This is a genomic window from Kitasatospora sp. NPDC051702 (assembly GCF_040681575.1).
GTDB lineage: Bacteria > Actinomycetota > Actinomycetes > Streptomycetales > Streptomycetaceae > Kitasatospora.
On the sequence record NZ_JBFAZB010000001.1, the window covers coordinates 190770 to 203009 of the forward strand.

Here is a 12240-nt window from a genome sequence, read left to right on the forward strand (position 1 = left end):
TCCCGGCTGTCACCGCCGTCTGGCAGCATGCCGGGCATGACCGCACACGCCACCGACTACACCTGGTTCGACCAGCGCTACCCCGTCCTCGGTGAGGCCTACTGCCTGACCCAGGTCGAGGGGATCACCGCCGACGAACTGCTGCGCCGCTTCGACGCCCTGCCCGGCCGGGAGGTCACCGGGCTGGACGCGGTGGTCGCCGCCTGGGAGGCCTTCGACGACGGGGAGGACGAGGAGGCCGGCGCCCTGTTCGACGAGGACGAGGACCGGCTGCTCGTCGCCGTCACCGACCTCGACGGCTGGGCCCTCGCGGTCGAGGTCTACGGGTACCTGGGCAGCCTGCACGAGGTCATCCCCCGGCTCGCGGACGGCACCCGGCTGGTCTCGCACTTCCGCAACGTCAACGCGGTGGACCACTTCAACTGGTGGGAGCGCGGCGGCTGCCGCCTCCAGTTCGAACCGCTGTTCCCGACCCAGCGGCACGGCTCGGACGCGGAGGCCCCCGGCATCCCCGACTTGCTGACCGCCTGCGGCTTCCAGCTCGACGGGGAGCGGTACGACCTGCACACCGAGGCCGCCTTCGCGCTGGCCGAACGGCTGACGGACGTCCGGCTCGGCCCGGAGCGGCTGGAGGCCGCGACGTTCCGGATCGGCTACGCCCCGCGGCCTTAGCCGTAGCGGTAGCGTCGGCCGCCAACCCGGGGCCCGGGGCCCCCGACGGTGCGCGGGGCACCCGACGGTGCGCGGGGCACCCCGGGGCCCCGCGGCCGGGCCGGTGAGCCCGTCAGACCCCGGCGGGGATCTGCTTGGCCTGACCGCGCACCCGCACGGCCGTCACGATCTCGATCAGCCCCAGGATCAGCAGCCAGCAACCCGCCAGCACGGTCAGCGCGGTGATCGAGCCCACCGGCCAGACCATCAGCAGCACGCCGGCCACGGTGTTGGCCACGCCCGCGAAGGCCTGCCAGCCACGGGCCGGCATCAGCGGGTCGGAGATCGCCGCGAACAGCTGGGTGATGCCCCGGAACAGCCAGCCGATGCCGATCCAAAGCGCCAGCAGCAGCAGCGACTCCGCCGCGCTGCGGAAGCAGAGCAACCCCAGCAGGACGCAGATCGCCCCGCTGATGAAGGCCAGCACCCGCATCGCGGTGGTCGCGTGGGTGCCGAACGCGGCGACCAGCTGCACGATGCCGATGACCAGCAGGTAGAGGCCGAACAGCACGCCCACCACCCGCAGGGTCTGTTCCGGCCAGGCGAAGACGATGACCCCGAGGCCGAGCGAGACGAGCCCGGCGACCAGCAGGACCTGCCAGGCGGCCTTGGCGAGCAGGCCGAGCGGTCCCTGGACCGGGGAACCTTCGGGGGTGATGATCGGGGGGACCACGGTGGCGACTCCTCGGGCCGGGAACGGGCAGGGGACGAAGCCCAGCGTGGCCCGGTCGCCGGAGCACGGCGCGCCGGGTGCGGCCGTCCGGGCGACGACCCCGGGTCGGTACGGATGTTCGACTGATGGTCCTCCGGTCGCCGGAACGACACCCTCCGGACACCCGCCGTCGATATCGTCCTGCGGTATGACTTCTGAAGGGTGGGGGACCCCTCCGGTCGAGCCGATCAACCAGCACTACATCGTCTGCGGGGGCAATGCGCTGGCGCACCGGCTGGTCCTGGAGCTCGTGGAGCACTACGAGGTCCCGGTCGTGGTGCTGGTCGCCGACCGGACCCGTGACCACGCACCGCAGATCGAGGAGGTGCCCGGCGTCGCGGCCGTCGTCGAGTTCGCCGGCATCACCGACGAGGCGCTGCGCGCGGTGTCCGTCGAGACGGCCCGCGGCCTCGCCCTCGTCGAGGGCAGCGACCAGGACAACATCCACGCCGCGCTCAGCGCCCAGGGCCACAACCCGGACATCCGGATCGTCCTGCGGATGTTCAACCAGCGCCTCGGCGAGAACATCGAACGGCTGCTCAGGAACGGCGCCGCGCTCTCCGGCTCCGCCACCGCCGCACCCGCCTTCGCCGCGGCGGCGCTCGGCCGGCCCCACTCGGTCGAGGTCGGCGGACGCTTCCTGCACATCGCCTTCGACGACGCCGTCACCTCCGACCGGATCTGCGTGGTGGCCGACCACATCGACCGCCAGGACCTCGGCAGGATCCGGCTGCTGCCCGAACAGCGCGGTGACTCCGCCGACTTCGTCCGCCTCGCCACGGAGTTCGGCGACGACGGTCCCGTCCGCCCCGGCGGCGTCCGCCGCGAACCTGAGTCGGGGAACGGAGCGGAGGAGGAACCGGGCGGCGTGGCCGCCCTCCAGGCGCTGCGCATCGAACCCCGGGAGCCGATCGGCTGGGCACGGCGGCTGCGCTGGCGGCTCCTCGACACGATGCGCTTCTTCACCAGTGCCCGGATGCGGCTGGTGCTGCTCACCGCCCTCGCCGCGGTGCTGATGGCCTTCGGGGTCCTCTGGTACCTCAACCGGGACTTCGGCTGGACGGTCTACGTCTCGCTGCTCGACCTCGCGGGCGCCGCCCAGCCCGACCAGCCCGCCGACCTCGCCGCCGGGACGGGGACGGGAGGCCTCTGGCAGCGGGTCGCCCAGGTGGTGATCACCATCTGCGGGATCACCTTCGCGCCGGTCGCCACCGCCATCGCGGTCGAGGTGCTCGGCTCCGGGCGCCGCGGGCAGCCCCGCAACCCCGGCGCAGGCACCCGGGACCACGTGATCGTCGTCGGTCTCGGCAACGTCGGCACCCGCGTCGCGGCGCAACTCCACGAGCTGGGCGTACCGGTGGTCTGCATGGAGCGCGACCCGCAGGCGCGCGGGATCGCCGCCGTCCGGGCCCTCGGGATCCCGGTGGTGCTGGGCGACGGGCCGTTCGAGGAGCAGCTGCGCCGGGCCCGGCTGAAGCACAGCCGGGCGCTGGTCGCGGTCAGCGGCGACGACGCCACCAACCTGGAGGCGGCCCTGGAGGCGCGCCACGGGAACCCCGAAGTCCGGGTGGTGGTGCGGCTGTTCGACGACGACTTCGCCGGGCACTTCTACGCCACGCTGGACAACGCGGCCTCGCGGTCGGTCTCCTACCTGGCCGCGCCCGCCTTCGCGGCGGCCCTGATGGGGCGCGAGGTGCGCGGGATGCTGTCGGTGTTCCGGCACGTGCTGCTGATCGCCGAGCTGACGGTCGAGGACGGCAGCGGGCTGATCGGGATGAACCGGCACGACCTGGAGGACCCGGGGGGCGTCCGGGTGATCGCCGTCCGGCTCGCCCGGAGCGCGCAGCTCCAGTGGAACTTCCCGGACCGTACCCGCCGCCTCGCCCCGGGCGACCGGATCGTCGTCGCCGCTACCCGCAGCGGGCTCGCCCGCCTCAACACCGCACTGGTGGAGGAGGGGTGAGGGGCGGCGCCGCCCGGGCGGGTGCCCGGGCGGCGTCCGGGGCGGCGTCCGGGGCGGTCCGAGCGGGCCGGCGTCAGACGACCGGCGGATGGCACCTGACGGGTGACACCCGACAGATGACGAGTGACAGATGTCAGCTGACAGATTTCAGATGACGAAATCTGTCAGCTGTGATCTGTTCGCCGTCGGCGGTCAGCGGTTGGTGAAGGACGGCGGGCGCTTCTCGGCGAAGGCGGCCATGCCCTCCTTCTGGTCGGCGGTGGCGAACGCCGCGTGGAACATCCGGCGCTCGAAGCGCACGCCCTCCGCCAGGGTGGTCTCGAAGGCGCGGTTGACGCTCTCCTTCATCATGACCGCCGCGGGGGCGGACATCGCGGCGACGGTCTCGGCGGTGGCGAGGGCCTCGGCCAGCAGCTGGTCCGCGGGGACGATCCGGGAGACCAGGCCGGCCCGCTCGGCCTCCTCGGCGCCCATCATCCGGCCGGTCAGGCACAGCTCCATCGCCTTGGCCTTGCCGACGGCCCGGGTGAGCCGCTGCGAGCCGCCGATGCCCGGGATCACCCCGAGCTTGATCTCCGGCTGCCCGAACTTCGCGGTGTCGGCCGCCAGCAGGATGTCGCAGAGCATCGCCAGCTCGCAGCCGCCGCCCAGCGCGAACCCGGCCACCGCCGCCACGACCGGCTTGCGCAGCGCGCCGAGGCGGTCCCACGGGCCCAGCCAGTCGTCCAGGTAGACGTCCGGGAACCGGTTGCCCTGCATCTCCTTGATGTCGGCGCCGGCCGCGAAGGCCTTCTCCGAGCCGGTGATCACCAGACAGCCGATCTCCGGGTCCCGGTCGAAGGCGGTGGCGGCCGCGACCACCTCGTTCATCAGCTGGGTGTTCAGCGCGTTGAGCGCCTTCGGCCGGTTGAGCGTGATCAGCCCGACCCGGCCCTTGCGCTCGACCAGGATCGTCTCGTAGGTCTCGGTCATCGCCGTTGACTCCCATTCCGCTGCTCGGCGCCGCTGGGGCGCGCCCTGACCACCCAACGATCTACGACGCGCCCGGGCTCGCGCCAGTCTTGGCATGCGAGACGGTCGTCACGGGCACGGGCACGGGCACGGCCGCGGGCACCGGCGTGGACACGGGCCCTGGCGCCGGTGCGGCGCGCGCGTGCGCGGGTGCGCTCAGGCCAGGCCCAACTCGTCCCCCTCGCGCACGGCGAGGAAGCGCTCGACGTCCGCGTCCGTCACCCCGGCGAGGGCGGCCGGGGACCAGCGCGGGGTGCGGTCCTTGTCGATCACCTGCGCCCGGATGCCCTCGACCAGGTCGTGCCCCGCCAGCGCGGCGCAGGAGACGCGGTACTCCTGGTCGAGCACGGCCTCCAGGGAGGGCAGGGTGCGGGCCCGCCGCAGCGCGGCCAGCGTCACCTTGACGGCCGTGGGGGAGTTGCCGAGGATCAGTCCGGCGGCCTCCTTCGCCTCCGGCACACCGGAGTTCACCAGCCGGTCGACGATCTCCTCGACGGTGTCGGCCGCGTAGCAGGCGTCGATCCACTCGCGCTGCCGGGCGAGCGGGGCGGGCGGCGCGGGCTCGGCGTGCGCGGCGACGGCGTCGGCCGGGTCGGTGCCGCCGGCCAGCGCGTCGAGCAGCGCCGGGACGGCCGCGGACGGGACGAAGTGGTCCGCGAAGCCGCACAGCAGGGCGTCACCGGGGCCCATCGAGGCCGACGTGAGCCCCAGATGGGTACCGGTCTCGCCGGGGGCGAGGGCGAGCAGGCGGCTGCCGCCGACGTCCGGGACGAGTCCGATCCGGGTCTCGGGCATCGCGACGGTGGAGCGCTCGGTGACGATCCGGATCGCGCCGTGGGCGGACAGGCCGACGCCGCCGCCCATGGTGATGCCGTCCATCACCGCGACGTAGGGCTTCGGGTAGCGGGCGATCAGGGCGTTCAGCCGGTACTCGTCGCGGAAGAAGGCCCGTGCGCCGGCCCCGCCGGCCTTGGCGTCGTCGTGCAGCGCGCGGATGTCGGCCCCCGCGCAGAGGCCGCGTTCGCCGGCGCCGGTCAGCACGACGGCGCGTACCCGGTCGTCGGCGGCCCAGTCGGACAGCGTCGCGTGGACGGTGCGGATCATGCCGTGGGTCAGCGAGTTGAGGGCGCGCGGCCGGTTGAGCACGATCCGTCCGACCCCGCCGTCCAGGAGGACCTGGACCTCCGCCACCTCTGCGCTCATCGGGCCCGCTCCCGTCCTCGGTCGTTCCTCGGTGTCGACGACTCCTGCCGTCCACCGTACCGGGGCGGTCCGGCGCGGTGATCACGAGGCGGGGCCCGCCCGGGGCGCCGCCCCGGATTCCCGCTGCTGTCGGTACGTCAGCGGTGCCGGGCCGCGGCCGCGGCCGCGGCCGCGGCCAGCGGTAACGACAGATGACAGCCGACAGATTTCAGACGACGAAATCTGTCATCTGAAATCTGTCAGCTGTCATCTGTCAGCCGTCCTTCGTCCGGCGCGTTACGGCTGCACCCGCCCCGCGACCTCGCCGAACCCGACGACGGTGCCGTCCGGCCCCGGGGCGGTGGCGGTGATGACCACCTCGTCGCCGTCCTCCAGGAAGGTCCGGGTGGTGCCGTCCGGGAGCTTCAGCGGCTCCTCGCCGTTCCAGGTCAGCTCGATCAGCGCGCCGCGGGTGTCCGGCTCCGGCCCGCTGACGGTGCCCGAGGCGAACAGGTCGCCGGTCCGCAGCGAGGCGCCGTTGACCGTCATGTGGGTGAGCTGCTGCTGCGCCGTCCAGTACATCGACGCGAACGGCGGGCGGGACACCAGGTGCCCGTTCAGCCGGACCTCCATCGCGAGGTCCAGGCCCCACGGCTCGCCGCCGCGGTCGTCCAGGTAGGCCAGCGGCTCGACGTCGCGCGCCGGCGGCGTGACCCGGGCGTCCTGCAGGGCGTCCAGCGGCACGATCCACGGCGAGATCGAGGTCGCGAAGGACTTGCCGAGGAACGGGCCGAGCGGCACGTACTCCCAGGCCTGGATGTCGCGCGCGGACCAGTCGTTGAGCAGGCAGACGCCGAACACGTGCTCGCGGAAGTCCGCCAGGGCCACCGGCCGGCCGAGCTGCGAGGGGGTGCCGACGACGAAGCCGACCTCGGCCTCGATGTCCAGCCGGCGGGTCGCCCCGAAGGTCGGCGCGGGGTCGGCGGGCGCCTTGCGCTGCCCGTGCGGCCGTACCACCGGGGTGCCGGAGACGACGACCGTGCCGGCCCGACCGTGGTAACCGATCGGCAGGTGCTTCCAGTTGGGGGTGAGCGGCTCCGAGCCCGGGCGGAAGATCCGGCCCAGGTTGGTGGCGTGGTGCTCGGAGGCGTAGAAGTCGACGTAGTCGGCGACCTCGAACGGCAGGTGGAGCTCGACCTCGCCGGCCGGCAGCAGCGCCGGCGACAGCGCCTCGCGGTGCGACTCGTCGGTCAGCCACCGGGTGAGGTCGGCGCGGACCTGCGTCCACACCGGCCGGCCGGCCGCCATCAGCGGGTTGAGCGAGTCGGCGTCCAGCAGCGCGGACGGCGCCCCGACCGCGCGGGCGGCCGCCCCGGCGTCCAGCACGAAGTCCCCGACCCGCACACCGATCCGGCGCCGTCCGGGCCGGTCGGCGGCGGTGAAGACGCCGTACGGCAGGTTGTGCACGCCGTACGGCGAGTCCTGGGCGCTGGCGAGCCAGCTGCGGGGGGTGCTCAACGGTCCTCCTGGGGCAGTGGACTGGGCGACAGCAGGCCGAGCGCGGCCAGGTCGTCCAGGGGTTCGGCGATGCTGCAGGTGCCGAACGCGGTGAACGAGTTGCGGATCACCGTAACCTGACGATCGGTCAGTTCGCGCACGGTCTTCGCCAGCACCGCGCCGTCGCGTTCCGCCAGCACCGCCGCGGCGGCCGCCGGGTCGGTCTCCTGGGCGGCCAGCAGCACGTTCAGGAAGCCGTGGTGCTCGAACCCGGTGGCCGGGTCGGTGTGCCGGACGGCGTGGTGGAGTCCGGCGGTGCACTTGTACGGCAGCCCGCGCCGGGCGCAGCCGGTGAGGAAGGCGGCCAGCTCGGCCTCGTCCGGGAAGGCCTCCGGGACGACCCCGCCGGTGCGGAACTTCGCCCGGTAGGGGCTGTCGACCAGCACGTCCAGGACCTCGTCCAGGCCGTCGCCGCGCAGGAGTTCGCGCGGCAGCTCGACGGCGGCCGGGACGTCCGGGGGCAGCAGCCGGTCGAGTTCGGCGACGGCCTCGGCGGCGTCCCGGGTGGCCAGCTCGACGCCGGCCACCCGGAAGGGAGCGGCGGCGGCGAGCGCCGGGCCGAGTTCGGCACTGCCCCCCGGCAGTACGAGCCCGACCCCGAGCGGCGGGTCTCCGGCCGTCGCCGCGCCGCCCGCCACCGCGGCGGCCAGCTCGCCCAGCCGGCCGGCCCCGCACAGCAGCGGACCGACGGCCTCGGCGTACCAGGCCGCGCGGTGGGCCCGGTGGGCGGGCACCGCCTCGGCGACCGGCAGGTTCCCGGGCGGGAACACCGCCGCGTCGTCGAAGAGCCCGTGGAACAGTTCGGGGATCGGGCCGGTGGCGCTGCTCATCGCCCGGGCCCCCGACCGGCCCAGGTCCAGGCGTAGTTGCCGTCCTCGCTGGCCCGGCCGCCCTCGCCCAGTTCGAGCGGGCGGAAGGTGTCCACCATGACGGCGAGCTCGTCGAAGAACTCCGCGCCGATGCTTCGCTCGTAGGCGCCCGGCTGCGGCCCGTGGGTGTGTCCGCCGGGGTGCAGCGAGATCGAGCCCTGGCCGATGCCCGAGCCCTTGCGGGCCGCGTAGTCGCCGCCGCAGTAGAACATGACCTCGTCGCTGTCCACGTTGGCGTGGTAGTACGGCACCGGGATCGACAGCGGGTGGTAGTCCACCTTGCGCGGCACGAAGTTGCAGATCACGAAGTTGTTGCCCTCGAAGACCTGGTGGGCCGGCGGCGGCTGGTGGATCCGGCCGGTGATCGGCTCGAAGTCGGCGATGTTGAAGGCGTACGGGTACAGGCAGCCGTCCCAGCCGACCACGTCGAACGGGTGGTGCGGCACGGTGTAGCGGGTGCCCGCGACCCCGTTCGGGCCGCGGTGCTTGACCAGCACGTCGACGTCCCCGGGGGCGTCGACCACGAGCGGGCCGACCGGTCCGCGGAAGTCGCGCTCGCAGTACGGCGCGTGCTCCAGCAGCTGCCCGTACTTGGACAGGTAGCGCTTGACCGGGGTGATGTGGCTGTTCGCCTCGATGCAGTAGGCGCGCAGCGGTTCGTCCCCGGACGGCACCCAGCGGTGGGTGGTGGCGCGGGGGATGATCACGTAGTCGCCTTGGCCGACCTCGATCGAGCCGAAGACCGTCTCGACCGTGCCGGAGCCGGACTCCACGTACACGCACTCGTCGCCGAGCCCGTTGCGGTAGAGCTCGCTCGGGGCCCCGGCGGCGACGTAGGAGATCCGCACGTCGGCGTTGCCGAGGACGAGCCGGCGGCTGCCCACGACGTCCGCCGACTTCCACTCCTGGCCGGCGAAGAGCTCGTGCAGCTTGAGGTGGCGGGGGAGCAGGGGATGGTTGGGCACCGTGGACTGGTCGGGCAGCTCCCACGGCACCGCGTTCACCACGGCGGAGGGGATGCCCCGGTGGTAGAGCAGCGAGGAGTCCGAGGAGAACCCCTCCTCGCCCATCAACTCCTCGTAGTACAGCCCGCCTTCGGGTGTGCGGTGCTGCGTGTGCCGCTTGGGCGGGATGCTGCCCAGCTGCCGGTAGTACGCCATCTCCCTGCTCCTCCTCGACCGTGCTCAGCCGGTCGCGCGTCGGTCGACCGTGCTCGGGTTGCCCCGACCGCTCACAGGTTGCCGCGCGCGTCCTGCTCGCGCTCGATCGCCTCGAACAGCGCCTTGAAGTTGCCCTTGCCGAAGCCCAGCGAACCGTGGCGCTCGATGAACTCGTAGAAGACGGTCGGGCGGTCGCCGATCGGCTTGGTGAAGATCTGCAGCAGGTAGCCGTCCTCGTCGCGGTCGACGAGGATGCCGCGGGACTTCAGCTCGTCGATGTCCACCCGGACGTTGCCGATCCGGGCGCGCAGCTCCGGGTCGTCGTAGTACGAGTCCGGGGTGTTGAGGAACTCGACGCCGCGCGAGCGCAGCACGTCGACGGTGGTGAGGATGTCGTTGGTGGCGAGCGCCATGTGCTGGCAGCCGGGGCCGGTGTAGAACTCGAGGTACTCGTCGATCTGCGAGCGCTTCTTGGCGACGGCCGGCTCGTTGAGCGGGAACTTCACCCGGTGGTTGCCGCTGGCGACGACCTTGGACATCAGCGCGGAGTAGTCGGTGGCGATGTCGTCGCCGACGAACTCGGCCATGTTCACGAAGCCCATGACCCGGTTGTAGAACGAGACCCACTCGTCCATCTTGCCGAGCTCGACGTTGCCGACGGCGTGGTCCAGGGCCTGGAACAGGCGCTTGGGCGAGCCCTCCGGGTGGCGGACCTTGCTCTCGGCGGCGATGTAGCCGGGCAGGTAGGGGCCCTTGTAGCGGGAGCGGTCGATCAGGGTGTGGCGGGTCTCGCCGTAGGTGGCGATGGCCGCGCGGCGCACGGTGCCGTTCTCGTCCGAGACGTCGTTCGGCTCCTCCAGGACGGTGGCGCCGGACGCGCGGGCGTGCTCGATGCACTTGTCGACGTCCGGGACCTCGAGGGCCAGGTCGACGACGCCGTCGCCGTGGCGGCGGTGGTGGTCCAGCAGCGGGCTGTCCGGCAGCACGCCGCCCTTGATCACGAAGCGGCAGGAGCCGGAGCGGAGCACGAAGGCCTTGCGGTCGCGGCGGCCGGTCTCGGGGCCGGAGTAGGCGACCAGCTCCATGCCGAACACGGCCTGGTAGAACTGGGCCGTCTGGGTGGCGTTGCCGACCACGAAGACGACCGCGTCCTGGGCCGTGACGGGGAACGGGTCGGTGGCCGGGTCGTGCTCGACGAGGCCGACGAGGCGGCGCAGCTGCTCGGCGTCGAGGCCGGCCTCGCGCTCCTCGGGGGTCAGCTCAAGGGCGTGGGACTGCGGGGTCATCGGTCGTTCCTCCACTTTGGGCCTCGGCTCTGAGGCTTCCGCTTGGATCGCGGCCGCGCCGTGAACGGGTGGGCGGTGCGGTTGGCGGAGAGCTTGCTCCTGTCCGGGTGGCTGGGCAACAGGTGGGGATTTCACTGTTCAATGTGTACAAGCTGATCAGGAATTCCGGTCTCCGGCTGCGCAATATGTGCTGTCGATCGGGGGTGATTCACGGGGTCTGCCGCACCGGCCCCGTAGCGGCGTCCGAGGCCGTCAGGTGGCGCAGGAACCAGTCCCCGGCGAGCTCGGCGACCAGGTCCAGCGTGCCCGGCTCCTCGAACAGGTGGCCCGCGCCAGGCACCACCGTCAGTTCACTCTCGCAGTGCAGCCCGGCCCTGGCCCGTCGGTTCAGGTCGATCACCATCCCGTCCAGGGCGCCGACCAGGAGCAGCGTCGGGGCGCTCACCCGGCCCAGGACGACCGGCCCGGCCAGGTCCGGGCGCCCGCCGCGCGAGACCACCGCGCCCACGGCCGGCCCGAGCGCGGCGGCGGTGTGCAGCGCGGCGGCCGCCCCCGTGCTGGCGCCGAACAGGCCGAGCGGCAGACCGCGGGTCTCCGGCCGGGCGGCCAGCCGTCCCGCGACGGCGGTCAGCCGGGCTCCCAGCAGCCCCACGTCGAAGACGTTGCGGCGGTCCGCCTCCTCGTCCTCGGTGAGCAGGTCGAAGAGCAGGGTCGCCAGCCCGGAGCGGTTCAGGTGCCCGGCGACGTGGCGGTTGCGCGGGCTGCGCCGACCGCTGCCGCTGCCGTGCGCGAACACCACGATGCCGCGGGCCCCGGCCGGGACGGTCAGCCGGCCGGTCAGCCGGACCCCGGCGGCCGGCAGTACGAGTTCGCGGTCCACGGGCCCGTCGGCCGTTGCCGGCGCGGCCCGGGCCTCGGCCAGCAGCCGCAGCACCTCCTCGTCGCCGGTCTGCGAGAAGTCGCGGTAGAACTCGCCGATCGCGAAGAACGGGGACGGCGTGCCCACGCAGACCAGCTCGTCGGCGACATCCGCCAGGCGCTCCGTCCAGTCCACGGGGGCCACCGGCACGGCGAGCACCACCCGGGCCGCTCCCCGGGCCCGGACGATCCGGCAGGCGGCCCGGGCGGTGGAGCCGGTGGCGACGCCGTCGTCCACCACGACCACCGTGCGTCCGCGTAGGTCCGCGGGCGGGCGGTCGCCCCGGTAGCGGCGTGCCCGGCGCTCCAGCTCGGCGCGCTCGCGCCGCTCCACCTCGGCGAGCTCCGCCTCACCGGCCCCGGCGAGGCGGATGACCTGCTGGTTGAGCACCCGGACGCCGTCCTCGCCGATCGCCCCCATGCCGAGCTCGGGCTGCCGGGGTGCCCCGAGCTTGCGGATCACGCAGATGTCCAGCGGTGCGCCGAGCGCCCGGGCCACCTCGGCGGCCACCGGCACCCCGCCCCTGGGCAGCGCGACCACCACGGTGCCGGGGCCGCCCAGGTGGCCCAGACGGGCGGCCAGCCGCCGGCCCGCGTCCGTGCGGTCGGTGAAGTGCGTCCCGGTGACGTGCATGACACGGCCTCCGTGTTCCACCGTACGCCGGGCGGTGGCCGGTGGAGGGGGCGGGCGGACCCGCGCGGGGAGGGGCGCACACGCGGGCGTGCGGGAGGGTTCCGGCGCCCCGGGCGTGCGGGCGGCGCCCCGGGCGCGGACCCGGACGGACCCGGCGTGGCCCAGGCCGGAGCCGGGCGGTCCCGGGACGAACCCGGGGTGGCCCGGGCCGGAGCCGGGCGCTTCCGGGACGGGCGG

10 protein-coding genes are annotated in these 12240 nt (G+C 73.7%); 2 read left to right on the forward strand and 8 right to left on the reverse strand.

The annotated features are described in order from the left end of the window. The first annotated feature begins 36 nt into the window (after positions 1–36). The gene (locus AB0N04_RS00785; RefSeq protein WP_360205219.1) at positions 37–672 is read left to right on the forward strand and encodes a DUF6461 domain-containing protein; all 636 of its coding nucleotides are present in this window, start codon (positions 37–39) and stop codon (positions 670–672) included. 112 nt (positions 673–784) lie between these two features. Here AB0N04_RS00785 and AB0N04_RS00790 read toward each other — a convergent pair whose 3' ends face one another. Continuing rightward, entirely contained in the window at positions 785–1384 is a 600-nt protein-coding gene (locus tag AB0N04_RS00790; protein ID WP_360205222.1) for a DUF308 domain-containing protein, read from the reverse strand. Between the two features lie 187 nt (positions 1385–1571). On the opposite strand from AB0N04_RS00790, the gene AB0N04_RS00795 reads away from it, so the two are divergent. Then, a complete protein-coding gene (locus AB0N04_RS00795) occupies positions 1572–3386 on the forward strand; it encodes an NAD-binding protein (protein ID WP_360205224.1) in 1815 nt (604 codons plus the stop codon). A gap of 192 nt (positions 3387–3578) precedes the next feature. Here the strand turns inward: AB0N04_RS00795 and AB0N04_RS00800 are convergent, their stop codons facing one another. The 7 genes from AB0N04_RS00800 to AB0N04_RS00830 all read right to left on the reverse strand — a co-directional run bounded on the left by AB0N04_RS00800 (position 3579) and on the right by AB0N04_RS00830 (position 12003). Beyond that, positions 3579–4358 carry an enoyl-CoA hydratase gene (locus tag AB0N04_RS00800; protein WP_360205227.1) on the reverse strand — a complete coding sequence of 260 codons (780 nt, stop codon included), beginning with the start codon at positions 4356–4358 and terminating at the stop codon, positions 3579–3581. 195 nt (positions 4359–4553) lie between these two features. Next, complete coding sequence (locus AB0N04_RS00805; protein WP_360205462.1) at positions 4554–5588, reverse strand: enoyl-CoA hydratase/isomerase family protein; 1035 nt, start codon at positions 5586–5588, stop codon at positions 4554–4556. A gap of 288 nt (positions 5589–5876) precedes the next feature. After that, positions 5877–7097 carry a fumarylacetoacetase gene (fahA, locus tag AB0N04_RS00810; protein ID WP_360205229.1) on the reverse strand — a complete coding sequence of 407 codons (1221 nt, stop codon included), beginning with the start codon at positions 7095–7097 and terminating at the stop codon, positions 5877–5879. Beyond that, positions 7094–7966, reverse strand: coding sequence for a hypothetical protein (locus AB0N04_RS00815; RefSeq protein ID WP_360205232.1), 873 nt, complete (start codon positions 7964–7966; stop codon positions 7094–7096). Before AB0N04_RS00815 ends, fahA begins: the two co-directional genes overlap by 4 nt. Next, on the reverse strand, positions 7963–9165 hold the full coding sequence (locus tag AB0N04_RS00820; RefSeq protein ID WP_360205234.1) for a cupin domain-containing protein: 1203 nt from the start codon (positions 9163–9165) through the stop codon (positions 7963–7965). The genes AB0N04_RS00815 and AB0N04_RS00820 overlap by 4 nt, the downstream gene beginning before the upstream one ends. A 71-nt stretch (positions 9166–9236) precedes the next feature. Next, the gene (gene hppD, locus AB0N04_RS00825) at positions 9237–10451 is read right to left on the reverse strand and encodes a 4-hydroxyphenylpyruvate dioxygenase (protein ID WP_360205237.1); all 1215 of its coding nucleotides are present in this window, start codon (positions 10449–10451) and stop codon (positions 9237–9239) included. A 208-nt stretch (positions 10452–10659) separates the two neighbouring features. Continuing rightward, positions 10660–12003, reverse strand: a complete 1344-nt coding sequence (locus tag AB0N04_RS00830; RefSeq protein ID WP_360205240.1) for a phosphoribosyltransferase family protein — start codon at positions 12001–12003, stop codon at positions 10660–10662. Positions 12004–12240: the final 237 nt, after the last annotated feature.